The sequence below is a fragment of the Algoriphagus confluentis genome, assembly GCF_036245625.1.
Taxonomy (GTDB): Bacteria; Bacteroidota; Bacteroidia; order Cytophagales; family Cyclobacteriaceae; genus Algoriphagus; species Algoriphagus confluentis.
Genome location: NZ_BTPD01000012.1, coordinates 24285 through 48315 on the forward strand (window position 1 = coordinate 24285; position 24031 = coordinate 48315).

Annotated in this window: 20 protein-coding genes and 1 tRNA gene; 8 read left to right on the forward strand and 13 right to left on the reverse strand. The window is 39.7% G+C overall.

Annotated features, from left to right (window positions below):
- Positions 1 to 56: 56 nt before the first annotated feature.
- Positions 57 to 800: a LytR/AlgR family response regulator transcription factor gene (locus AAA943_RS16975; RefSeq protein ID WP_338225479.1), complete on the reverse strand. Its 744-nt coding sequence runs from the start codon at positions 798 to 800 to the stop codon at positions 57 to 59.
- Positions 801 to 907: 107 nt separating this feature from the next.
- Between AAA943_RS16975 and AAA943_RS16980 the strand changes: the two genes are divergently transcribed.
- On the forward strand, positions 908 to 1231 hold the full coding sequence (locus AAA943_RS16980) for a MotA/TolQ/ExbB proton channel family protein (protein ID WP_338225480.1): 324 nt from the start codon (positions 908 to 910) through the stop codon (positions 1229 to 1231).
- A gap of 556 nt (positions 1232 to 1787) precedes the next feature.
- On the opposite strand, the gene AAA943_RS16985 is transcribed toward AAA943_RS16980, so the two are convergent.
- Positions 1788 to 2228, reverse strand: coding sequence for a hypothetical protein (locus tag AAA943_RS16985; RefSeq protein ID WP_338225481.1), 441 nt, complete (start codon positions 2226 to 2228; stop codon positions 1788 to 1790).
- Between the two features lie 231 nt (positions 2229 to 2459).
- Here AAA943_RS16985 and AAA943_RS16990 point away from each other — a divergent pair, with 231 nt between their 5' ends.
- Genes AAA943_RS16990 through AAA943_RS17020 form a run of 7 tightly spaced genes read left to right on the forward strand, consistent with a single transcriptional unit; the run spans position 2460 to position 11285 of the window.
- Positions 2460 to 5534, forward strand: a complete 3075-nt coding sequence (locus tag AAA943_RS16990; RefSeq protein WP_338225482.1) for a type I restriction endonuclease subunit R — start codon at positions 2460 to 2462, stop codon at positions 5532 to 5534.
- Complete coding sequence (locus tag AAA943_RS16995; RefSeq protein ID WP_338225484.1) at positions 5531 to 7150, forward strand: HsdM family class I SAM-dependent methyltransferase; 1620 nt, start codon at positions 5531 to 5533, stop codon at positions 7148 to 7150. Before AAA943_RS16990 ends, AAA943_RS16995 begins: the two co-directional genes overlap by 4 nt.
- A gap of 50 nt (positions 7151 to 7200) precedes the next feature.
- Complete coding sequence (locus tag AAA943_RS17000) at positions 7201 to 8598, forward strand: restriction endonuclease subunit S (RefSeq protein WP_338225485.1); 1398 nt, start codon at positions 7201 to 7203, stop codon at positions 8596 to 8598.
- A gap of 33 nt (positions 8599 to 8631) precedes the next feature.
- Complete coding sequence (locus tag AAA943_RS17005; RefSeq protein ID WP_338225486.1) at positions 8632 to 9057, forward strand: hypothetical protein; 426 nt, start codon at positions 8632 to 8634, stop codon at positions 9055 to 9057.
- Positions 9054 to 9491, forward strand: coding sequence for a helix-turn-helix domain-containing protein (locus AAA943_RS17010; protein WP_338225487.1), 438 nt, complete (start codon positions 9054 to 9056; stop codon positions 9489 to 9491). Before AAA943_RS17005 ends, AAA943_RS17010 begins: the two co-directional genes overlap by 4 nt.
- On the forward strand, positions 9488 to 9937 hold the full coding sequence (locus AAA943_RS17015; RefSeq protein WP_338225488.1) for a preprotein translocase subunit SecB: 450 nt from the start codon (positions 9488 to 9490) through the stop codon (positions 9935 to 9937). Before AAA943_RS17010 ends, AAA943_RS17015 begins: the two co-directional genes overlap by 4 nt.
- Positions 9938 to 9995: 58 nt before the next feature.
- A complete protein-coding gene (locus AAA943_RS17020) occupies positions 9996 to 11285 on the forward strand; it encodes a hypothetical protein (RefSeq protein ID WP_338225489.1) in 1290 nt (429 codons plus the stop codon).
- A gap of 27 nt (positions 11286 to 11312) precedes the next feature.
- On the opposite strand, the gene AAA943_RS17025 is transcribed toward AAA943_RS17020, so the two are convergent.
- From AAA943_RS17025 to AAA943_RS17075, 11 genes are all read right to left on the reverse strand, one after another.
- Complete coding sequence (locus tag AAA943_RS17025) at positions 11313 to 11738, reverse strand: hypothetical protein (RefSeq protein ID WP_338225490.1); 426 nt, start codon at positions 11736 to 11738, stop codon at positions 11313 to 11315.
- Between the two features lie 118 nt (positions 11739 to 11856).
- Complete coding sequence (locus tag AAA943_RS17030) at positions 11857 to 12597, reverse strand: ImmA/IrrE family metallo-endopeptidase (RefSeq protein ID WP_338225491.1); 741 nt, start codon at positions 12595 to 12597, stop codon at positions 11857 to 11859.
- Positions 12584 to 12931, reverse strand: coding sequence for a helix-turn-helix transcriptional regulator (locus AAA943_RS17035; RefSeq protein ID WP_338225492.1), 348 nt, complete (start codon positions 12929 to 12931; stop codon positions 12584 to 12586). Before AAA943_RS17035 ends, AAA943_RS17030 begins: the two co-directional genes overlap by 14 nt.
- 125 nt (positions 12932 to 13056) lie before the next feature.
- Positions 13057 to 14145, reverse strand: coding sequence for an ImmA/IrrE family metallo-endopeptidase (locus AAA943_RS17040; protein ID WP_338225493.1), 1089 nt, complete (start codon positions 14143 to 14145; stop codon positions 13057 to 13059).
- Between the two features lie 108 nt (positions 14146 to 14253).
- Positions 14254 to 14316, reverse strand: a tRNA-Asn gene (locus AAA943_RS17045).
- A 79-nt stretch (positions 14317 to 14395) separates the two neighbouring features.
- A complete protein-coding gene (locus AAA943_RS17050) occupies positions 14396 to 15379 on the reverse strand; it encodes a DUF3871 family protein (RefSeq protein ID WP_338225494.1) in 984 nt (327 codons plus the stop codon).
- A gap of 148 nt (positions 15380 to 15527) precedes the next feature.
- A complete protein-coding gene (locus AAA943_RS17055) occupies positions 15528 to 16718 on the reverse strand; it encodes a hypothetical protein (protein WP_338225495.1) in 1191 nt (396 codons plus the stop codon).
- A gap of 111 nt (positions 16719 to 16829) precedes the next feature.
- Positions 16830 to 18104, reverse strand: coding sequence for a serine/threonine protein kinase (locus AAA943_RS17060; protein ID WP_338225496.1), 1275 nt, complete (start codon positions 18102 to 18104; stop codon positions 16830 to 16832).
- A gap of 39 nt (positions 18105 to 18143) precedes the next feature.
- Complete coding sequence (locus AAA943_RS17065) at positions 18144 to 21332, reverse strand: type I restriction endonuclease subunit R (RefSeq protein ID WP_338225497.1); 3189 nt, start codon at positions 21330 to 21332, stop codon at positions 18144 to 18146.
- 3 nt (positions 21333 to 21335) lie between these two features.
- Positions 21336 to 22622: a restriction endonuclease subunit S gene (locus AAA943_RS17070; RefSeq protein WP_338225498.1), complete on the reverse strand. Its 1287-nt coding sequence runs from the start codon at positions 22620 to 22622 to the stop codon at positions 21336 to 21338.
- Between the two features lie 166 nt (positions 22623 to 22788).
- Positions 22789 to 24027 (reverse strand): hypothetical protein, encoded by a 1239-nt coding sequence (locus AAA943_RS17075; RefSeq protein WP_338225499.1) that lies wholly within the window; start codon positions 24025 to 24027, stop codon positions 22789 to 22791.
- Between the last annotated feature and the right edge of the window lie 4 nt (positions 24028 to 24031).

Below are 24031 nucleotides of genomic sequence, written 5' to 3' on the forward strand. Positions count from 1 at the left end.
TGTTTTTTATCCTTTTCTACCCAAGGTATAACTAGGAAGATTGTGCAACGCCCTGCTTATTTCCCCAAAAAATAGGCCTTGGTCTGTTCCTTGTAAGTTCTGGAGATGGGGATGGTCTCCTTGACGTTCATCTCGAGTTCCTGTCCCTTGTAGATTGCAAAATCTGGATTGATCAAAAAAGCCCGGTGAACTCGGAGAAATTGGGGTAGTCTTTGGGCCCATTCGCTGATTTTCACGCCGTTTTTCAGGGATTGCCCATTGACCAATTGAATGGATGTGTATTCTCCCAGACTTTCAATAAATAGGATTTCGTCCTGCCTCAGGGAAATCAATTTTCTATTGCTGTAAAAGCTGATGGTTTCGGGAGGGCTGGGGTGTGTGGAGTTTTTCTTTCGAAAGAGAAAGAAATAAAGCCCCGCAAAAAATCCCATGATGACCCAAAGCAAAATGGGGTTGATGATGGACTTTTCAAAGAAGTTGGAATTGAACCCCAAAAAATACCAATACACAAAAGTGATGGCCAAATAGGCAAGGTAAAGGGAGGAAACGCCTTCGAGAATTAACCGATTGTAGCGTTTCCAATGGACGAATTGGAGTGCCCAGGAAATGCCTTTTTGGAGAAGAAGCGTAGGAAGCAGCAAAAGGCATCCTGCGAGCCAACTTCCTGAGGAATCGGAGAAGGCATCCCGGACGATCAGGGCCATCAGGAAAGCGGTGACCAACCAAAAGCCAATTTCAAGTCGAATCGATTTGGACATGGCCAAAAATAGCAAAATTGGGTACAGAAGGGGTTTTGCCATTTCCGGAAGTCCGTTATTCCTGTTTTTGACTGCTCAGGGCGGGTTTATTGCTTACCTTGGAGGGTACGTTTTGGGCTAATTTTGAGCTGTACCAAAACCAAAAAATTATGATCGATTTATTCAATGCGGGAGGGCCCATCATCATGAGCATCCTGACCCTTTTGCTCGTAGCTGTCCTTATGACAGCCTTTAAGTTTCAAGAGTGGACCAAGGAACTGGGAATATTGGCCTTGTCTGTTGGTATCCTTGGGCAAGTGGTAGGCTTGTATGGAATGTTTGAGGGGATTGAGTCCTTTGGAGGAAATATCAATCAAGCGATGATCGCCGGAGGACTGAAGTACAGCGCCATTTCGACGATTTATGGGCTGCTGATCTTTATCCTTTCCCTTGGGATTCGGGTGGTCAATAAGACAAGATTTGTGGAGTCCTGAAAAGGAAAAAGCTGTCTCAAAATTAGATTTGTCCCATTGAGATAAGAAAGTTTCTAAATCGAAATGTGTACTGAATAATTGGAAATGGCCTTCGACTCCCGTGCCCCTGAGTCTTAAATGTTTTCGAACATACAAAAAAGGGATGACAGGGTAAGCCAAAATGAACTTTTGTTTTGTCATTTCGCAATTGAAATCGGTTTTTGACGAAAACTTATTTAGTGTGGGCGCGGTGGGCTGACGCAGCAGCGGGCCAGCGTTCGGCCTTGTGCGGTTGGAGCTTTGCTGCGTCTCGAACTTTTGGTTCTTTTGGTTCAAGCCAAAAGAACAAAGAGAAAAAATAAAACAATCAATCGCCACATCAGGCACTTGAACTATCTACAACTTGCTTTTCATACCAAAAATTAAATTCCGAAATAATTGAAATTTCGGAATTTAATTTAAACTGTCATTGGTAGCACTTGAAATACCGGAGTCTCTAAATTGAAGGGTCAGGCTGACAATGAAACGATTTATGAGACAGCTTTTTTTCCAAGTAAAAACCGCTAAAGCCTTTCCCTCAATACAAAATCGAATTATACCCCAAAGCCTGCAGCTGTAAAATCCGGATGGTGTAGGTCTCCACCGTCTCCAATCCTGCAAAAAGCTGGTCTTTGGTAACTCCCTGCCGCTTCATCGCCACACTGCAAATACTCACCCGGATTTTGCCTTGGTATTTTTCAAACGCTTTTTCTAGTTCCGAGCCTTTGACTAGCTTTTTTACAATGGGTCCTTTGACCACAATTTCAAAATTCTCGAATTGAACCCCATTTTCTTCAAAGGTATCAAACAGGGACAGGGCGCTCATCAACCCATCTTCGTCTTTGACTCCGCAGGCGTAGTTTGGTGTTTTGTTGAGGTCTGAAATGGTTTCCTTTTCAAGGGTGGTTTGGGCGAAACTGGTTTTAGGGGCCAGAAGTAGAAGTACTAGCGAAAAGACGATCAACAGCGGTTTTTTCATAGTCGAATGATTAGAGGATTAAAAATAAGGGTTTTGAGGGAAAGGGAGCTAGGTGGAGAAAGCGGATATAAGTTTAATTCTACCGTTATGACGGATTTTTTCTTTTTATTATTAGTGCTTCTCAATAAAACCAAGATAACTTTTGATCAAAAAAACTAAAGTTCAAATAAAAAATTAATTGTCTCAATCTGCCAAATTCCCCATATTGAAGGAAAATTTTTCAGACTTTTCATGGCTTTTAACGAAGACTCAAGGGTAAAAATCCCGGTTATTTTACATCTGATTCGGTTGGGGTTTACCTATATTCCTCAACATCAACAAAATCGTAAAGAAGAGACCAATATTTTTGAAGAGATTTTTATCCAAAGTATTCAGAAAATCAATCCTCAGCTCAAAGAGCCAGAAATCAAAAGAATCCTGGAGGAGATTACTCTGGAATTGGATTTTGAGGATTTAGGCAGGAAGTTTTTTGAGCGTTTGACTTCCAATTCTGGGGTTAAGTTGATCGATTTTCAGAACTTCTCCAATAACTCTTTCCATGTTACCACCGAACTCACTTGCAAAAATGGTGATGAGGAGTTTCGCCCAGATATTACAGTTTTGATCAATGGAATGCCCTTGGCTTTTATTGAAGTGAAAAAGCCTCACAATCGCGAGGGAATCATTGCAGAGCGGAAAAGAATCAATGAGCGATTCCGAAAAAAGCACTTTCGCAGATTTGCCAACATCACTCAACTGATGGTGTTCTCCAACAATATGGATTATGAAGATGGAATTGTAGACCCTGTTTTTGGAGCTTTTTATGCAACCTCATCCTATAAAGAACTGCATTTTAATTACTTCCGGGAAGATCCGGAATATCCTGTAAAACAGGGACTGAAGACCATTTCTGAAGAGCAAGAAAACGCAATTCTAAAGGATACCAACCTGATGGTTATCAAGCATAGTCCTGAGTTTATCACCAATAAATCTGAGTTTACCCCTACGCATAGAATTTTAACCTCACTGTTTAGCCGAGAGCGTTTATCATTCATCCTAAAATATGCATTGGCGTATGTGGAGGAAGAAACTGGTTTGGAAAAGCACATCATGCGCTATCCTCAGCTTTTTGCCACTTTGGCGATTGCTCAAAAATTGGCTGAAGGACGGACCAAAGGAATTATCTGGCACACACAAGGTTCAGGGAAAACGGCTTTAGCCTTTTTCAATGTAAAGCATCTCACGGATTACTTTCAAAAGCAACAGATCGTTCCCAAGTTTTACTTTGTGGTGGACCGCTTGGATTTATTGATTCAGGCTTCTACTGAGTTTAGCAATCGAGGATTGAAAGTTAAACAGGTTAATTCCCGACAGGAATTTGTGGAGGATTTGCAGGTACTAGGGGCAATTCACAACGATTCTGGCCTTCCTGAAATCACAGTAGTTAATATTCAGAAATTCAGTCAAGATGCTACTGTGATAGCCAATTTGGACTATGATATCAATATTCAACGGGTATTTTTCTTGGATGAGGCCCATAGAAGTTACAATCCCAAAGGAAACTACCTCGCCAATCTGATCAATTCGGATCGGAAGGCGATTAAAATTGCCCTCACAGGCACGCCTCTGCTAAGAGAAGTAGCCGGAGATTACGATTCCAAAACCCTCTTTGGCAACTACATCCACAAGTACTATTACAACATGTCCATTGCCGATGGATATACGCTCCGGTTGATTCGGGAGGAGATTGAGGGAAAGTTCAAAATGGAGATGAAGGAGCTGATGGATGCGATAAAAGTCAAGCAAGGATTGGTCTCCAAATCTAAGATTTATGCCCATCCCAAATTCGCCGAACCACTTTTAGATTACATCTTGAAGGATTTGATTCAGTTCAGAAAAGACCAACAGGATGCCAGCTTGGGAGGGATGGTGGTTTGTGATTCCTCAGACCAGGCAAAAGAGCTTTTTCGTCTTTTTGAAGCTAAATATGGGAAACAGGAAACGGATGCCGGCGTATTGCTGGCTGCTGAACCCAAGGAAAAGTATGCAGCCCATGAGATTCCTATTCTCAAAGCGGCTTTGATCCTTCACGATGAGAATGACAAGGGAATCCGAAAGGACTTGGTGAAAGTCTACAAAAAAGGAAATATTGACCTCCTTTTTGTGTACAATATGCTCCTAACGGGATTTGATGCCAAGCGACTGAAGAAGCTGTACTTAGCTCGGGTGATTCAGGATCACAACCTTCTCCAAACCTTGACTCGGGTCAATCGGCCTTATAAAAAGTATAAATACGGGTATGTGGTTGACTTTGCGGATATTTCCAAAGCTTTTAACCGTACCAATAAACTCTACTTTGACGAGCTTCAGGAGCAGTTGGGGGATGAGATGCAGCTCTATTCCAATCTCTTTAAATCCCCCGAGGAAATTGCTCAGGAGATTGAAGAGATCAAAGAGGTCCTCTTTCAGTTTGACACGGAAAATCGAGAGTTGTTCTCCCAGCAGATTGCACAGGTCACGGATAAAGGACTTTTGATCCGATTGGTCAAAGCCCTGAGAACAGCTAAAGAGCTAAAAAACTTGATCGCGATCAATGGCTATGAAGCCTTGGATGGGGAGGCGGATTTTGAAGTTTGGAACCGACTACTGATTGAAGCTCAAAACCGCCTGGATAATATCAACTATGTCGAAAGCTTGGGTAAAGAGGATGAATCCATCAACATCATCAATACGGCTTTGGAAGATATTGTCTTCCAGTTTATCAAGGTATCCGAGAGTGAATTGGTCTTAGCGGATGAGTTCAAGGACATGCTGAGAAAAACCCGCGAAACTTTACGGGATAATTTTGACCAACAGGATCCTGCTTTTGTAAGTTTGCGGGAAGAGCTGGAGCGAATTTTCAAAAAGAAGAATCTGAGTGAGGTTAGTCAGGAAGACTTGGCTGAAAACATGCCTTTGCTTCGCAAAATCCATGAAAGAGCTAAGGAACTCAATCGGCAAAACAGCAATATCAAGGCTAAATACAGTCAGGATGAGAAATTTGCCCGAGTCCACAAGCGATTGCTGGAAAAAGGAACCCTGTCCCAGAAACAGCTCCAATTGCAAGCTGCTCTGCTGAAAGTCAAGTCACAGGCTGATGAATCCATCCAGAACAGCGAGGATATCCTGAGGAACGAGACCTTTTTCAAGCGCTATATGATGCAGCTCGTGATCAAGGAGTTTAAAAATGAACGAAGGATGAATATTGATTATCCCACTACGGAGGGAATCAATCAATTGATCGTCAGTGAATATATGCAACAGTACCAATCCTCATCCATACGATGACCCAAGATTTAAATTTCATTACCAAAACCAAGGAACTCATTGATAACCTGAAAAGTGTCTGCGCCAACTATGGTTTGGGCAATGACGGGAATGAGTTTAAAATCATTACCCAAGTTTTCCTCTACAAATTTCTGAATGACAAGTTTCGCTATGAGGTGAAAAAAGCCATGCCCGAACTGGCTTCTGTGGAAGACTTCTCTGGCGCACTGCTTAAAATGCCAGAGGAAGACTACTTGTTTTTGGTCAATTCTCTGGATGCCAATATTCCCCGATTGCAGTCTCATCAGCTGATCTCTCACCTCTACAACAATCAGAATCAAGGAGATTTTGCGAAAACCTTTGACGATACCCTTCGGGATATTTCGGTAGAAAATGCCGATATCTTCTCCATCAAGTCCTTTTCCGGAGCCAAGGACAAGTTGTTCGATGAGCTGAGTCAATACATTTCCGACTCTTCTCAGCGGGATGCCTTTTGCCGGGCCTTGGTCAATAAGCTCTTTGAATTCAGCTTCGAGGAGATGTTTGAGGAGAAATACGACTTCTTCGCGACCATCTTCGAATACCTGATCAAAGACTACAACTCAGATTCAGGAGGGAAATACGCCGAATACTACACGCCTCACGCCGTGGCCCGTATTATGGCAGCGATAATGGTTCCCGAACCGGTCAAAGGCGTACGGTGCTATGATCCCAGTGCAGGGTCGGGAACGCTTTTGATGAGTTTGGCCCATGAGATCGGCGAGCAAAACTGCAGCATCTATTCAGAGGATATTTCCCAAAAATCCAGCTCCATGCTACGACTGAACTTGGTACTGAATGGGTTGACCCATAGCATTCCCAATATCATCAAGACTAATACCATCGCGCAGCCTTACTATTTGAATCAGAAGTTTGACTATATCGTGTCCAATCCTCCTTTTAAGCTGGATTTTTCCGATTTCCGGGATGATTTGGAAAAGGACGCCTTCAAGGATAGGTTCTATGCCGGGATTCCTAAAGTGCCAAAGGCCAAGAAGGAATCCATGGCGATCTATCTGCTTTTTATCCAACATATCATGCACAGTCTGAGTGAGAGCGGAAAGGCAGCCATTGTAGTGCCTACAGGCTTTATCACCGCACAGAGTGGGATCGAGAAAAAGATCCGGGAGAAACTGGTCAAGCAGGGCTGGCTGAGGGGTGTGGTGAGTATGCCGAGCAATATCTTCGCCAGTACAGGAACCAATGTATCTGTGCTCTTTCTGGATAAAAAGGCCGACTCAGCCCATATCGTGCTGATGGATGCCTCCAAACTGGGACAGACCGTGAAGGAAGGGAAAAACCAACGTACCGTCCTTTCCCGGGAGGAGGAGCGACAGATCATCGAGGTATTCAATGCCAAAGAAGCTGTCGAGGATCTATCTGTGGTGGTGAGCCAAGATCAAGTGGCTGAGAAAAACTACAGCTTCAGCGCCGGGCAATACTTCGAAGTCAAGATCGACTATGTGGACATTACGGCTGAGGAGTTTCAGGCCAAGCTAAACGGATTCGATGAGCGCTTGTTCGGGATGTTTGCCGAGGGGAAAACTTTGGATAGCGAGATCTTGCGGAATTTGAAAAATCTCAAATTTGAAGCTTAGGCCAACGGTTTAGAAAGTCTGAAGAATTTAAAAGATTTTAATCCTTAGAAATGATATTTAACGAAAGTGATTTAAATAAACATTGGGGTTTAAAAAGCCTTGAAGATCTAGGTATTGTTCAAAGAGGAAAATCAAAGCATAGACCTCGGAACGACTCCAGGTTATTTGAAAATGGAACAATACCTCTGGTACAAACTGGGGATATTAAGGCTGCAAACTTATTCATTTATGAGGCAAATGAATTTTACAATGAATTTGGATTACATCAAAGTAAACTTTGGGATGAGGGAACACTTTGCATAACTATAGCAGCAAACATTGCGGAAACTGCGATATTAAAAAGAAGGATGTGTTTTCCAGATAGTATTGTTGGATTCATTCCTTACAAAGGAAAAACTACCAGCCTTTATATTCACTATCTCTTTACATACATCAGGTATAGGATTCAAAATTCAATTCAAGGAAGCATTCAGGATAACATCAATATCGATTATTTAACAAAATTAAAGTTTCGAATTCCTGAATTTGCAGTCCAACAAAAAATCGCCAAAGTCCTATCCGACTTGGATGCCAAGATCGAGCTCAACAACCGCATCAATTCGGAACTGGAGGCGATGGCGAAGTTGATGTATGAATATTGGTTTGTGCAGTTTGATTTTCCCTTCAACTTTGCTTCGACTTCGCTCAGCACAGGTGCTCAGGGCAGGCCCGATGTCACCCTGAGCGGAGTCGAAGGGTATAAAAGCTCCGGCGGCAAAATGGTCTGGAATAAGGAGTTGAAACGAGAGATTCCGGAGGGGTGGGAAGTGAAAACTCTGAGAAAAATTGCAAAAACTGGATCAGGAGGAACACCACTTAGCAATAAGAGAGAGTACTATGAAAATGGAAATATTCCGTGGATCAACAGCGGTGAAGTGAATAATCCATTTATCATTTCATCAGAAAAAAAAATCACCAAGGCAGGACTAGAAAACTCAAGCGCCAAATTATTTCCTAAAGGAACCATTCTGATGGCAATGTACGGAGCTACTGCGGGAAAGGTGAGTTTAATTGATTTTGAAGCCAGTACTAATCAAGCTATTTGCGCAATAATGCCAAATCAAGATGTTTACAGGTACTTCATAAAATTTAAACTGGAAACATTGTATGAATTCCTTGTAAACCTAAGTTCAGGTTCTGCTAGGGATAACCTATCTCAGGAGAAAATAAGGGAATTGAAATTTGTGTTACCAGACAGTCAAATACTTGACAACTTTCACAAAACAATCTCCCCGTTCATGGCGAAGATCTTAAAAAACCTAAAACAAAACCAAGAACTCTCCACGCTTCGAGACTGGCTATTGCCGATGCTGATGAATGGGCAGGTGAGTGTCGCTGATGCGGAAGAACGGGTGGAAGAGGAATTGGGGATGGTGGCGGAGAGAAGGGAATCTTACAAAAAGGAGTAGATTTTTGATAAATGGCTTGATTAAATTAAGCTATTGCTTAATTTTGACGTGAAAAGAAAGGCTGAACTGGTACAAGTTTCAAAAGATGGAAAAAAGGCCCTTTACCTGGATGAGGAAAACTCCGGGGAAATCATGGCTTTTTTGAAATCGGATCCTGCAAACTTGAAGAAATTTAGAAAAGCCGTAGAAATGATTTTAGACCACCACGCTCCTAGGGATTTGTATGACAAGGAGGATTTTGAAAAAGGTTGTGAAAAGGTTACCGCAATTAAATTGTTTAAAGGGAAGAAAAATCCTAGAATCTATTGCCAGCAGTTTGCTGATGGCGACACGGAGCGATTTGTCATCATTGGGGTAGAAGTTCTGGAAAAGAAGAAATCCCAAAAGCTGACATCGACAGAAAAAGCAATTATCAGAAGAGTATCCAAGTACGAGTACGACTTAAAACCCAAACCATGACAGATTCTATCAAAAAAGAATGGGAAGACTTATTCAATGAGAGTTCCTATGAAGACCGCGTCGCCTCATTGGCCGATGTATTGGCTTTGCAGTTTTTGGGCTTGGTAGATCGCAAGATGGAAATGGAACGAATTTCCAAAAAGCAATTGGCTGAAAAAATAGGTACCTCGGCTGCCTTTATCACTCAGCTGTTTCGTGGCGATCGAAAACCCAATTGGAATACTCTAGCAAAAATGTCCCTTGAGTTAGGTCTGGAATTTAAAGTCATGACTGACGAACTTCTTCAAGAGAAAGTACAGGAAGAGCTAATTGCCTACCATAAGCGCTGGTCCAAGACTCAAGAATATTTAAAATTAAAAGAACAAGTCACCAATCCTCAACTCGTAATGGCAGTTAGCCAAGCCGGAGAGGATGAATACGCCATGGCCGGATGAAAGCAAAATTTTCTCCCTTACAATTATTGGATTTCAAGCTATTGGAGTCCCACTATGAATTTATAGTTCCGGAAGAGGACGAGGTAAATGTGCCGGATCTTTTCCAATCCTATCCGGTGGATATTGATTTTGGGATAGGCAAAACAGAGGTAGAAGGTGAAATCCAGCTGTTCACCAAAATTGAAGTGAATTTCACCAAGAAGAAGCCTTTGCCTGGATATAAGCTGATGGTGGAGGGCGGAGGAACTTTTCGAATCCAAGATCCCGAAAAAGTGGAGGAGAACTTAAGAAATAATCTAAGTCAGTTTTCCACTTTGAACATGATGATCAATAATCTTAGAAACATCATTTATCAGATCACCAACCTTGGTCCGATGGGTGGGTATTTATTGCCTCCTATTGATATCAGTCAGTTATTGAGGGATAAGGCAGCAGAACAGCGTTAGGGATGAAACCCAATCAAGACCTCCTTTTTCAATTTGTTTTAAAACACTTTGCCTTTACATGTCAGAATTTGATTTTAATGCTTTTGTAAAAACACTGTCTGAAGAAAAGTTGGCGGAGTTGGTGATTAGGTTTGCACCGGAATCGTATAAGGAGGAACTTAAAAACCAACACCTGTCGGACCGAGACGCTGTAGGAACCTTTGACAGGATAGTGAAGAGAATTAAAGGGCTTTTGGAAGATGAGGAATTGTGGGATGAGCCTTCGGAATTTGATTCCAATTTGACCGGATGGGCAGAGAAGCTTTCCGGGCTTTGGGATAGATTTCAGGAAGAAACGGAGCAATTATTTCTTTTCAGTATCAAGCGAATCGAAGCAATCCAAGATGAAGGTAGACTATATCGGCATTGGCCTGAGGAGTATTATGACGGTTGTGGCTTTTTGGCAGTGATTCAGCAGTTTGCCAGGAGTTTACATTTTAATCAAAAAATTGAGTTTGTCTCCAAACTTGAGAACATCCTCCAATCCTATGGGTATGACACTTTTTACAGCTATCCACGGGAGCTGGATCTGATATTTAAGGATTCCGATCAGGTCTTGTTGAAAAATTGGTTTTTGAAATCAGTGAAATCGGAGGAGAATTCTTTTCATAAACACTACTATCATTTCCTTAAAGACAATCTTAGTCTAGCTGAAAGAGCCATAGTATTGGAGAAAATTTACCATCAGGAATCAGGCTTGTGTCTGGATTTGGTGGAAACCTTAGTCGCCTTAAAAATGCCTGGTACTGCAATAGGTTATCTAGAAGAGCTGAGAAAGGTCAATCCAGATCCCTGGATTTTCACCCAAGAACTTTTCATCAAACTGGTCGAACTGAAAAAATCGGAAGGTTTGCCTTTTTTCGAAGATTTGATTTCAGGACTAAAAAAATATAAAACAGATTCTCTGCTTGAAAAATCCATTGGACTATGTCCCGAAAGAAGTTTGGAATTGGAGGCCTTGGTCAAATCAAACAGTCATTACTATTTTCTGAAATATCTGATCAACAGAGATAGGATTGAGGAAGCCCATCAACTTGTTCTGACCAGCAAATCATTGGATGATCAGTCCGTCTTGAATTTTTTTAAAACCTATTGCGAAAAATATCCATCTGATTCCACCAACTATTTTACCAAACTTATAGACAAGGAGTTGGTCCACACCGGTGACCGACATTATGAATCAATTGTCAACTCGCTCCAGTACATTTTCAAAATCAGTCCTTCAAAAGCTGTCGAGATTGTCAGTATGATCAAGCGAGATTATAAACGAAGGAGGAATTTGGTAGCGATGTTGGAGCAAAAATTTTAAAAGGCGGGTCAGATCGAATAAAGGAGTTTAATAATTCATTTTAACCGGATCAAAATGCAGCCTTCTATGCTCCTCAATGGAAGCACAGCAAACGTGACTTTCTTGGTTATGGGTGATTTTAACGATTAATTGATTTGCTTCCGATTCGGTCATAAGCCCTTTGGCTATGGCCACGCAAAATATATCCAAAGTGGTGAGGTAGGCGATGCCATGCTGTTCACAATAGGGCTTGATATCTGTGGTATTGCTGTTGGCGATGATCTCCGAGTGGTGCCTACAATAGACCAGGCATGCCGACTCCCCCTCCCCTTTGATTTGCTTTTTCAGCGATAAGAATTCCTGAAACAGCTTAGGATTGGAAGTAGTGGGAAATGGAATTTCCTGAATCCCCGAAAAAAGTAAAATGCTGTCTATTGCATTCAGAATCGTACGATTCTCTTTTAGTTCACTCAAGACCACATCGAGCGTACATACTCTTCTTGGCTATAATTCCTTCAAAATGGAAATCTTCTCCGCCTTGAACAGGTGAATCAGTACATCCGCATCGATCAGGATTCTTACAATTGGCGCATTACTCTTCCCCATTTTCCAGCGGTTGAAGCGGGTCGATCTGAATGGCATTGAGGTACGAAAAGTACACCGCTTCAGAAATTTTACCCTGTTGAAAAAGTGTCCCTGCCTTCACCGCATAATCCCCAAGCGTCAAGTCTTGATTTCCGGAGTACATTAGGCGGGTATCAAAACCAAGATTCCGCATCTTTGCGGCAGAACCTGACTTATAGATGTCAAAATAGCTAGTATCTACAAATCCCAATTCCACTAATCGATAGATGGTAGCAGTCACCGAAGCAGAATAGACCTGCTGGATTTTGAAAATGGTCTGATCCGATATTTTACCGGTTCGCTCCTCCTTAGGAATCAGCGAAATCACTCCCATTTCAGGCAAGAGCAGGCAGCCTGCAAAAAGGTCGGCTTTCTTCTCTTCGGGATCTTCCTGCTTTAGAAAAAGCCCGGTTTTACACTTTTGAGAGGTGAAATTTTCCTGAACAAACAGGTGATACAATTCATGCGCAATGGTAAAATGCTGCTTACCGAGTGTGTGATTATGGTTGATCATCATAAACCGCTTGCCATCGACAATCATGGCCATCCCAGCAAAGCCTGCACTCATCGGCCGAAAAAGTGTGACCACATTGTGTTGGAGCAGAAAGCTTCTCAGATGAATCGGATCACTAGGGCCATACCCAAACCGGTTTCGAAATTCAGCAGCTTTTTCCTTGCATTCCAGCAGGAGTAATTCATTTTTCTTCATGCTGAATTTTGCTCATTTCAATGTAATTCTTTACTACCCGCTGAAACTCGGCGATGGATTTTAAATCTGTAACATCCAAACCTTCACTTCGGAAGGCAAAGGCAAAATTGGCTTCACGAAGGGCTGCATCATCCTCCAAAAGATCCTCCACTTCCACATTGAAAAGGTGGGAAAGCTTTTTCAGATGAGGATAGCTGATCTCACGGGACCCTTTTTCATAGTGCGCGATCAAGCTTCGATCTACATCGAGATATGAAGCAACCTGATCTTGGGTCAAACCAAGTCTAGTTCGGTAGGCTTGAAGATTTTGGGGAAGGATAGTTTGGAGTTCCATGGGTTTCGTTTGTTTTAAAAAGTGTCACAAATCTATCCAAAAAATTATATTTATTTAAATATGTGACAAATCAATATTTGATAAGCCTATGATTTTCAGATTTAGGAGGAGTTTAAGCCTTATCTTCAAATAAAAAATGCAGTCTGAATGGCAGAAACGAACAAAGGGGATTGGATGGGCTTCGCCTGGGCTCCCATGCTGGGTTTCCCCATTTCCTTCTCTAGTTCTCTTTTCTTTTTTTCTAACTCTTTCTTGGCCTGAATAGCCTCCTCTTGCTCCCTTCTCATTCGACCATAGATCGCTCCGCTCATTTTTCCTTTCCGGACGAGATAGGTAAGGATAGCTGTAAAGCTCAGATGAGTCGCATCGGAAATAGCTTTAATCTCTTCGAAAGAATAGTCATTGGTTTTTCCAATCTCTGGCAATTGATCCAATTCACTCAATTTTTCACCTGACAAGAAGGCAAAAGCGAAGGTGTTGCACCAAGTCTCCACCTTGGAAATCGAACCAGTAGCCAATTGATCGTAATCCATGGACTCAACTTCCTCCTGATTGAGCAGGTAGTGTCCCAGTTCATGAGCCAGCGTAAAAATTTCCCGTTTGAAATAATCTTGATTTCTTCGAAGCACAATGACGTTTGGCTGAAGGTAGAAGCCATCAATATTGACTTTTTGCTTTAGGGAAGGATGCTCTACAAATTCGAAAACCAAAATGTTTGATTCAGCAAATTTGCTGATCATAGCTTCCAAGAATTTCTTAGGGTCTTTTTTGTAATTGGGAAGAAGACCTCTGCGAACTTCCTCAGCCACTGCTTTAGCTTCCTGATTTGTATTATAAATCGGTAAGGATCTCTCAATTTTTAAATCTGAAAGTTTAGCAAGTCCTGAAAGAGAAAACTTCAGCTCTTCAAACTGGTTGACAATCTTTTTGGTGGCCAGGTTGAGATCAGTTCCAAACTTTTCCTTCCTAAAAAAAATACTGGATTCTTTGGATTGAACAGGAGGTGCAGGATCCAAATAATAAGACAGTCCCTTACTAAAAATCTTATCAATTCTTTTCAGGTGATTGAGCTGAATTTCCTCTTTGAAAATATCCTCCCATTGAAGTTTGTTTTTTAATCCCTCACTGATTAAGTCCAAAAACTCTTCCTTCTCCAATCTATATTGGGAGATCAGATGTTGAATTCGGGCGATATTGTAAGTAGAGGTTTCCAAGATTTCTGATGGCTCATGGAAATTAAAGATTTAGATTGTTTTTACAATCATTTTTCATCGGAATAAAAAAATCAAAAAAAGCCACCCATTTCTGAGTGGCTTCAGCTCCCCCTCTTGGGCTCGAACCAAGGACCCCATGATTAACAGTCATGTGCTCTAACCAGCTGAGCTGGCTGTTTGTCAGCATTTTAGCAGGGAGGAAGGAAATGTTGTTCACTCTTTTGGCACCCCAAAGTCGATTTTTGTTGTTTTAAGATAAGAACCAATCATATTTTGAAACTGGGGAACTTAAAGCCTCCACAAGTCCTTGGGTGATTTCTATTGCATTAAGGTTTCTTTGCAGAAAGGTATCAATGTAACTGCTCTTGTTTGCTTGGGTGAACAGATTGTAGAGCTTCCAAAGGTTAATGTCACCAAGTTCATTTTTGCAAAAGCTTTCGTCATGGTAGTAATCATTCACCACAGTATTGAATTGGCTGTCATTGAAAGATAATTCTGGGATCAATTTCTTTTGCATTTTTGGCAGTGCTTGATACAGCTTGCATCTTCCGATAAATTGTGCGAACTGATGATCTGTGAGACAGTATTGAGAAAATTGCCTCATCATTACCAATTGCTTCTCTGCTTGAAAGGACTCTACAAATGAATAGATCTTTTTGAAAAGTTCTTCCATGTTCGAGGCTTTCATTTCCTCTATAAAGCCATCACTACTTACACAGAGATTACAGCAGACCAAATTTTGAAAGCCAATGAAGACTTTGAATTTTTCTGGGCTTTTCTTTTGGTAAAGATTCTCTGTATTGTAACTCCTGACCCCACCAATGGTCAATGTGATTGGATTGCCTCCAATGGTTTCAATGATGGAAGGTACTCTGGCGATGAATGCCATTCTCTCATAATAGATCGTCTTTTCACTTTCCAGAAGTTCAGGAACTGGTTTATGGATTGCATTTGGAGTCCTTCCTTTGATTTGGTGGCTCACTCTGATTTCTGGATGCTCTACCATTAAACCGCCCAAAGCTTCTGAGCAGGCTATCATCGTGATGTCGATGAATTCCTGGTGAGAAATTGTTCTTTCATTGTCTTTTGAAAAGACAGGGATAATGCAGCCATTTTGAAGATGACTCAGTGACACTTCAAGGCTGTTAGCCTCTATGAAAGGCTTTCTTTGGTACCTTTCCTTTTTTGGATCATTGTGTACCCCATTTTGAATAATCGGAAATAGATTTTCCATGATTGAATTTGTTTAGATGAAACATTGCCTTGGGGGATATCCCGAAGACTTCAATCAATGGTGGGGGATTCAATTAGATGTGCCCTTGTTTCCGACTAGTATTGCCAAGAAAAAAAAATAAAAAAATCTCTTAGCAATCATTATTTAGTTAGTTACCATTCTTTAGTAATGGTTTCAAACTTTGATCAATAAATTGATTTGGTTTCCATCCTTGAAGTAGTTTGTCAAGCAAAAAATTGTCAATTGTTGATAGACCTGTAGCTATTGCCGTTCCTAATCCTCCTGTCCCCATTAAGTCTAATGCTATTCCTGCTCCTTCAAAAAGCATAAATCTCACTGTTTTTGTTGGTAGTTTTTCTGCAAAGGTTCCTTTTGAAATTTCTTTTTGATATTCGCCGAACAAATTTTTGTCTTTTGGGACCTTGGAGAGCCAATTTCTAAATTTGTCAGCCTTATTAAATAGATCTAGCAATTCTCCTTTTGAAACAATTCCACCTACAAATGCTGCACCAATGGTGTGACAATCACCTAGCGCATATTGCTCAAATAGTTCAATGTTCTCCTGACTTTTTAACCTCCTTTGAATTAGGTCTTGAAATTGTTGATCGATAAAATCAGAATTAAGTTTTGTTGTAACTAATTCACTTTCAAAGTGAGAAGAAATGAAAATATCTCCTTTTGATTCGGCAAGCGTTAGTAAAAAACCACTAAAATTAAAGTCGTGATGTTTCTGACCATGGAATTTTCGACTCTCTGCATTCAGTTTTTTTAAATCAATATTTGATTTTAAAGAGTAAGCATCCATCATTTCAAATGAACCTTTTTTATCGATGTCTATTTGCAAGTTATCAGGAAGTTCAAAAGTTGGAACTCTCTCTAGAATATAAATTGGGAGTGTTTTTTTAAGTAATTCTACATTTTGAAAATCCTCCTTGATTTGCTGGGTGATTTCGGGATTATATCGAAATGGCTCTGTGATTTTTGAGAGGTGATCAGAGAATTTCATGTTTTTGAAACTGTTACTATTCAATTCTCTATGCGCTTCATAAATGATTTTCGAATAACTTTCATTGCTTCTTTCTAGCAATTCTATGTTAAATCTCCCATCAGGGAAGGCCATGGAGCCTAAGATGTTTTCACGAAGTCTTAAATCTAATCTTCCAGTGATAATTAGTTCACACAAAAAATCTTCTCCAAAATACCTTAACAGAGTTACTAATTCTTCCTTATGGGCAAGTACAATCACCTTTCCATAGAAGAGCATGGTGTCAACTAGAAAAGAGATGTCGATTTTTTGATCCCCTAAATCTTTACTTTTAATACATATTTTATCAAACATACTCGACTTTTAGGTGTTTGAGAGAATAACAAAGAAAAAATTAATTTAAAACTAATTCTAAATGTATTTTCTCTGCTAAAGAAAAGTATTCAAATTCCTTTGATGATAATTCTAGGTTAAAGTTGATTTTATCTTAATCGCTAATTCAGTCATAGCAAATTCGGCCATTTGTTCTGCTATTTCATGGTAAAGCCTTTCCATTTTTGTAGTTTCTTTGATCGTATGAGAAATTTCGCCCTCAAGGTTTTCCGTCCAATATGCAGAAGTGATAGTATCAAATGTTTCATTAAAATGAGAAAAAAGTCTAAATCTCACCTTTGGTTCACTACTACCTATTTGAACCAAAAACATTTCTGTTTCAACAGATCTTGTACTTTCTTTGAAGTTGTATGTGTTTCCACCAGCTACTAAGGATTTATTGATTGTGGCATTAAAGTGATCTAGGAACAATAAATGACAATCTTGAATAGCTTTGATATTGGCCATTCGCTTCTGAAAGAATTGATCTTTAAAAATTTCGTCAAGTGTTTGTGAGGCATTGTTTTCAGTTATTTCTTTTTCTGGCATAGGAGACAATATTTTAATTAGATTTTCCTTCAATTCATTGGCTGTCGAATATCTTAATGAGACTTCGTAGGAAAAGCCTTTCTCAAAAATCTCACGAAAGTTCTTGTCTGACAGAACCTTCAAATCCTTTACCTCAGGCCTTTTTTGAGGTTGTAGACCATTTTCATTTAAAAGTATGTTAGGATGCTGGTTAGTTAATAAGAAAAATAAGATCCCAACTAAAAATGTAATGTCAGAAGCAGATACAGTAACATCTGTCCCTTTTGACAATTCTGGAAGTCTGAGGAATCTATTACCAAGTTCTACTCCTTTTTTAGTTTTAAATCCTGTCTCATCCCTAAGCCAACAAATTCCGAAATCAATAATTATTGGTAATCCTGTTTTTTTGTCTAAAATAATATTGTCTGGTTTTAAGTCTCTATGGATTAGACCGAGATCATGTGCCTTTTGTATTGTGTTGCATAATTCAATTAAAATGCGGACACTGTCATTAATGGTTATAGGTACCTTTTCAAGGAATTTCTGGAGGGTAAATCCCTCAATATATTCCATTAAAATGAACACCTCTCCTTCAATTGAATAATCATATAATTTTGGAACACCTTGTCCATTCATCAATTCTAGAGCTTTGATCTCCCTTTCAAGTCTGAACTTTTTTTCAGTGGATAGTTTAGGATCTTTTGGGACTTTGAGAATAAACTGTTTGTCATCTTTCTCCACCAAAAATGTTAAAGACTGTCCTCCTTCCTCATATTCTTGTAAAATTTTATATTCTTGCTTAATTCTTGATGGTATCTTATGTTGATTTTGTGTTTCCAAGGTTTTTTATTTTAAAGTTAGTGTGGATTTTTTTTGCTTTCAATCCTCAGCAGCCATCCCCAATTCGCCTATTGGAGGCATCTGATAGGTTTTCACTTCTTTATTAATGTAATCTGCCATCATTCTGGCTTGCTCTAGAACTGTTTCAGTGGCTTTCTCTTGCATGTCTGGTGGATAGCCATGCTTTCTGAGGATCTTTTTTACTGCTACTCTCATTTTAGCCTGAACATTCTCCCTTACTGTCCAATCAATGCTGGTATTATTTCGGATGGTATCCACCAGCTCTCTGGCAATGTGCCTCAAAATCTCATCACCCAGTACTTTCACTGAGCTATCATTCACCTCTAAAGCAGTGTAGAAGGCATACTCTCTGAAGTCCAATCCTAAATCTTCTCCTTTTCGATCAGCTTCTTTGATTTCTTTAGCTAGTCGGATCAATTCTTCAATGACTTGTGCTGAGGTAATCAGATTATTCTGATAGTTTTTCACTGCACCATCCAGCATTTCTGAGAATTTCTTAGACTGTACTAGGTTGGTCTGCTTTCTGGTTTTAATCTCATCATTGAGCAATTTCTTCAAGAGCTCTAAAGCCAGATTCTTATGCTCCATCCCTTTTACCTCTGCCAAGAAATCATCAGAAAGTATGGATATGTCAGGTTTTTTGAGTCCTGCTGCATCGAATACATCAATCACTTGATCAGTCACAATAGCATCTGATAGGATCTGCTTGATGGCTGTTTCGATCTCTTCATCTGACTTAGATTTACCTGATTGGGTGACTTTAACTATTCTGGCTTTGATGGCCTGAAACAGTCCTACTTCATCCCGTATTTCAATGGTATCTGGATGAGGTACTGATATGGCAAAAGCTTTGGTTAATGCTGTTACTCCATTCACAAACCTGTCTTTTCCATTCTCCAAGCCCAAAATGTAGTTAGCTGCCTTGATTGGGAAATACAATTTCTCCTTTGGAGTTAAACTAAAAAAGGACTGATAATCAAATCCCTGTTTCAAGTCTGGATCTTTTGGCTTTTCAGAGAATAGCTGTGCTACTACTTCATACTTGCCCATCATCACAGCAGCAGCTTCTTCCTGGTCAAATGCAGGTTTTCCTTTTCCTCCACTTTCAGTGTAGGTAGAAAGTGCTTTTTTAAGGTCTGTAGCAATCCCTATGTAATCCACGATCAAACCACCCTCTTTACCAGCATACACCCTGTTAACCCGTGCTATTGCTTGCATTAGATTGTGTCCTCTCATGGGTTTATCAATGTAGAGGGTGTGCATTGCTGGTGCATCAAATCCTGTGAGCCACATATCCCGTACTATGGCAATCTTGAGCTTATCCTTTGGGTCTTTTAATCTTTCTCCAAGTTCTTTTCTCCTCTGCTTACTTCTGACATGAGGTTGGAATCCTATGTGATCAGAACTTGATCCTGTCATCACCACTTTGATCTCACCCTCATCATCTTTATCACTGTGCCAATCAGGTCTTTCCTTGATGATTGCATTATACAAATCCACGCAAATCCTGCGACTCATGCAGACGATCATTGCTTTACCTTCCAAAATTGAATTCCTGGATTCAAAGTGTGTCACAATATCTTTAGCTATCAGGGATAGTCTGTGTTCATTCCCTACAATAGCTTCCAGTCTTGCCCATTTGGACTTCAATTTTTGAAGGGAAGAGGATTCTTCTGATTCTGTCAGTTCCTCAAATTCCTCATCAATTCTGGGCTTCTCTTCTTCCTTGAGATTGATTTTGGCTAACCTACTTTCAAAGAAAATTCTTACTGTAGCCCCATCCTCCACAGCTTGCTGGATATCATAGATATCGATGTAATCCCCAAATACTGCTTGGGTATTCTTATCGGTGGATTCAATGGGTGTACCCGTGAAACCAATAAATGAAGCATTGGGTAAAGCATCCCGCATGTGCTTGGCAAACCCATCCATGAAATCATATTGGGATCTGTGAGCTTCATCAGCTATCACTACAATATTCCTTCTGTCTGAGAGCAATTCGTATTTTCCCCTGATATTTCTGGTCTTTCCATCCTCCAATTCTACTCGTGCTTCTATCTCAGGAAGGAATTTCTGAATGGTGGTAAAAACTATTCCACCTGAACTAACAGCCAGTAGTTTTTTAAGCTGTTCTCTATTTTCAGCTTGTACCGGAGTTTGTCTTAATAGATCCTGACTTAGTGAGAAAGTATCAAATAATTGATCATCCAAGTCATTCCTGTCTGTCAGTACCATCAGGGTAGGATTGTTCAGTTCTAAAACCAGCTTCCCTGCATAAAATACCATACTTAGGCTTTTTCCTGAACCTTGGGTTTGCCAGATTACTCCTGCTCTCTGGTCACCAGAAGCTGATGTAGCCTTCTGAGTAGTTTTGACTGCCTTGTTTACTGCAAAATACTGATGGTATCTCGGAATGATCTTACTTAACTTCTCTTTGTTTTGGTGAAAAATGGTAAAATGTCTAATCAAGTCCAGAAGTACTTGCTTGTTCAATAGACCCTTAGCCATTACCTCCATCTGAGGGATATCAGAATCTGCTACTAATTTCCCATCAATGGATTTCCAAGGAAGGAAAAACTGCTTGGGTGCTGTTAAGGAACCATACAAAGCATCCCAACCATCTGTAGCAATCAGTAATGAATTATACTGGAATAGAGAAGGAATAGCTTTCTTATAGGTCTGCAACTGATTGAATGCAGCTTGCAGGTCTGCCTTTTCATCTGTAGCATTTTTAATCTCTATCACTACTAGAGGCAGTCCATTTACAAAGAGAATTAGATCAGGTCTTTTGTTTTGATTACCCTCAATGATGGTCAGCTGATTGACTGCTAAAAATTCATTTGCCTCCACATGGGAGAAATCCACCAGCCAAACTTTGTCTCCTACTATTCGATCGCCTTTTCTATACTCAATGTCTACACCTTCAGTAAAATACCTGTGTAAGGTGTAATTATTCATCACCAACTCAGGGCTATCGGCTCTTAGCACTTTCTTTAAAGCATCTTCCTGGGCTTCATATGGGATGGAAGGATTCAGCTTAGCAATTGCCTCTCTCAGCCTTTCCTTCAATACTACCTCCTGAAAAGTCCGCTCAGCATACAGTCCATCAGGTGAAATCACCCCTCCATGGAGGTAGAAATATCCTAGCTCAGTTAGCTCCTGAATCAGTATTTGCTCGATATGATCTTCTGAGAGGACTGCTGACATCGATTAAAAAGTTTGTTCTAAAAGTGATTCATTGACTTCCAATTCTCCTGAGATTAGCTTTGGTAAAAGTGTGTTTCTGAGTTCAGACAAGCTCTCATTTTCAAAATCTCTATTGAAGGAATGTTCAAAATAAGGTTTAAGAACTGTGTCAGAAAAGGAATTTACCTCATCAAATGAAGGTAATGCAACCTTTAAGGTTGAAACTTCAGAAAAAGTAATTTGAGGAAAAGTTCCAGATCTTGATTCAGCCAAAACCTGTAAATACCCAATGGTGTCATCCTGAGTTAGTAAGAAATACATGAAAAATGGATCAATATTGACTCTTGGTCTTAAAACCATAAGCTTGGTTGATACCACAAAACTTTCAGCATTGAAATGAACAAAAGCAAACCTTTTGTTTTGAGGTCTAATTTCACTGTAAAGTATGTCCCCAAGTTGAATGGACTTCTTTGCTTGACCTGGTAGCTGATCTGCTCTTGAATAGTTTTTGTGTAGAAACTTCCCATTTTGAATATCACCTGTGTTTAAAAAAATCACCTCTTTCACCTTTTTCAAGGGATAGGTTTTGGAAATAGTTTCAAGAAGTTCTCCAAAATTGTAAATCCTCCACCCCTTCGGAATCTCACCCAATTCAGAACCTACCATTTCTCCACCTGAGGATTTGTAGAGATCTCCATTTTCATTAGGGAATTCAAAATCCACAAACCACTGCTTAAACAAGGCTTGAGCTAAGGCTTCCAGATTCTGGTTAATCTGATTGTTCAGCTCGATTTTATCATCCAGAGAGGTGAGGATTTCTGCTATGGCTTTTTGGGTGGGGAGATCATGAGTATCGATTTCAAATTCCTCAATCATCCCCTTTGTAATAGCATTTCTTGTTGCCCCTGAAGATGACAACATGAGCATGTATTCCTTGAATTTTGGGTTAAGCAAGTAGTATTTTAAAAACTCAGGGTTTAGAATATTTGGGTTTGGTCGGATAATGGCAACATGCTGATTTACTCTTGCAGGAAGGATTTCTTTTGGAATCTGACAAACTCTTGCTACACTGTCACCAGTGATATTCAATAAGATATCTCGTTCCTCTAGAGCCACATTGTTCAGCTTTGAGGCTTGGTCTTCGTTGATAAATGCTAGCCCATCTTTTGAAAAAGTGAAATCAAGGATATTTTGACTCCTAACTAGGGAATACTCTCCAGATTCATGATAGGCATCTTTACCACCCCTCGGGGTAGCACCTGATCCGATTTTTATACAAACTTCTCCAAGTCTATGTTTTTCAATCTTCATAATTGAATCACCAATGTTAATAATTTGGATCCATCATTTAATTCTAGGTAGATATTCCTTTCCTCTATTTCCCACTCCCTGCCTAACCAATCTCCTGCTAGAACTTCCTTTTTATCCTGTTCATTAAACTCAGTTTTGAAATACTTATCAGGACCAAAAATTTCAATTAGCTGTGAGGTGACTGATTTAAAGTCCTTCCAAGTCTCAATTTTATAGAGGTAATTGAATTCCTTAACGAGAAGGATAAATGTTTCCCCATTATTTTCGTTAATGATTTCAATTTTATTGAAAAATCTAAAAGCCAATGATTTAATTTGATTTCTCTTATCTGTCTTAGGTTTGCAATATCCTGATAATCTCTAGAAATAATACCGGATTTCACTTGATATAAAATGGATTCTAAAAAAGATCTGTTGGTGAATTTAGGTTGGTTCCTTGTAATTGAGAACTTTTTTAAAAACTCTGAAACCGTTGCTGGTTTACAGTCAAAACCAAAGAATTTATACAAAACCTTTGATTTAGTTAGCAATCCCAAATCGTTTGTTACTAAAAAATGACAATGAGCTCCATAATAGGAGTGGAAGGAGTCATAAAGGGTATTTGAAAATTTCACACCTTTATTATTTTCACCATCGATTCCTAGAATGTTTAAATTGAAGTACGAATTGGTGAAAAAGTCATAGTTGTAATTTGGGTCATCCTCCTTGTTATGCATTGAATCTTTTACAAACTGGAAAAAGCTTTTTGCTAAAGGGGTCTTTTCCAGTTTTTTATCGAAATTTATGTCTTCAATTTTTATATTCCATTTTTGAACCAGTGGCATTTGCTCTAGGATAGTCCTTCTTAAATTTCTGTAGTTCTTGGGATCTTCAAAAAGAGCTTTATAAAAGTGCCCAAACTGTTTTAGTAATTCCTCAACGCTGTATTGGTCTTTTATTTCACCAAAATAAAGCTTCAAAAAATCATCACTTTCTCGGCTTTTTCCTGAGTTTTTAAGAATATCTAATTCAATCTTTTGGTTCTTAAGAGTATGAATCATCCTCTTCTCTTCTTCACCTAATTCCCCCAAATTTTCTAATTGGCCAAAATCCAATAGGGAAAGAATTGCTGAATCTTCTCTGTAAGTTTCAAATGCCTGTTTTGGAGTGCAGAGTAAATATTTCAAGTTTTTCTCGCCATATTCCTTAACTAGGAAATTATCATTGGTTATTGTTTCATAAAAGGTCAAGTCCTCAAGGAATTGCTGAGATTTATCATTAGCCAAATCATTTAAATGGGCCATTGAGAAAAAGCAATAGACCCTTCCTCTCAATTCTAATAAAAGGTTGTGGAGTCTTTTAAACTCATCCAGCTTTCCCCCTTTAAGGCCACTTAACACATTAGTATCTAGGTAAACTTTAATCATTCAT

Excerpts from the sequence above, each read along its gene's own strand:
- AAA943_RS17015 (WP_338225488.1), top strand. The coding sequence starts at position 9,488 with ATGAAAGCAAAATTTTCTCCCTTACAATTATTGGATTTCAAGCTATTG.
- AAA943_RS17070 (WP_338225498.1), bottom strand. The coding sequence starts at position 22,622 with ATGAAGATTGAAAAACATAGACTTGGAGAAGTTTGTATAAAAATCGGA.
- AAA943_RS16980 (WP_338225480.1), top strand. The coding sequence starts at position 908 with ATGATCGATTTATTCAATGCGGGAGGGCCCATCATCATGAGCATCCTG.
- AAA943_RS17075 (WP_338225499.1), bottom strand. The coding sequence starts at position 24,027 with ATGATTAAAGTTTACCTAGATACTAATGTGTTAAGTGGCCTTAAAGGG.
- AAA943_RS16975 (WP_338225479.1), bottom strand. The coding sequence starts at position 800 with ATGGCAAAACCCCTTCTGTACCCAATTTTGCTATTTTTGGCCATGTCC.
- AAA943_RS17035 (WP_338225492.1), bottom strand. The coding sequence starts at position 12,931 with ATGGAACTCCAAACTATCCTTCCCCAAAATCTTCAAGCCTACCGAACT.
- AAA943_RS16995 (WP_338225484.1), top strand. The coding sequence starts at position 5,531 with ATGACCCAAGATTTAAATTTCATTACCAAAACCAAGGAACTCATTGAT.
- AAA943_RS17030 (WP_338225491.1), bottom strand. The coding sequence starts at position 12,597 with ATGAAGAAAAATGAATTACTCCTGCTGGAATGCAAGGAAAAAGCTGCT.
- AAA943_RS16985 (WP_338225481.1), bottom strand. The coding sequence starts at position 2,228 with ATGAAAAAACCGCTGTTGATCGTCTTTTCGCTAGTACTTCTACTTCTG.
- AAA943_RS17000 (WP_338225485.1), top strand. The coding sequence starts at position 7,201 with ATGATATTTAACGAAAGTGATTTAAATAAACATTGGGGTTTAAAAAGC.
- AAA943_RS16990 (WP_338225482.1), top strand. The coding sequence starts at position 2,460 with ATGGCTTTTAACGAAGACTCAAGGGTAAAAATCCCGGTTATTTTACAT.
- AAA943_RS17050 (WP_338225494.1), bottom strand. The coding sequence starts at position 15,379 with ATGGAAAATCTATTTCCGATTATTCAAAATGGGGTACACAATGATCCA.
- AAA943_RS17055 (WP_338225495.1), bottom strand. The coding sequence starts at position 16,718 with ATGTTTGATAAAATATGTATTAAAAGTAAAGATTTAGGGGATCAAAAA.
- AAA943_RS17020 (WP_338225489.1), top strand. The coding sequence starts at position 9,996 with ATGTCAGAATTTGATTTTAATGCTTTTGTAAAAACACTGTCTGAAGAA.
- AAA943_RS17065 (WP_338225497.1), bottom strand. The coding sequence starts at position 21,332 with ATGTCAGCAGTCCTCTCAGAAGATCATATCGAGCAAATACTGATTCAG.
- AAA943_RS17010 (WP_338225487.1), top strand. The coding sequence starts at position 9,054 with ATGACAGATTCTATCAAAAAAGAATGGGAAGACTTATTCAATGAGAGT.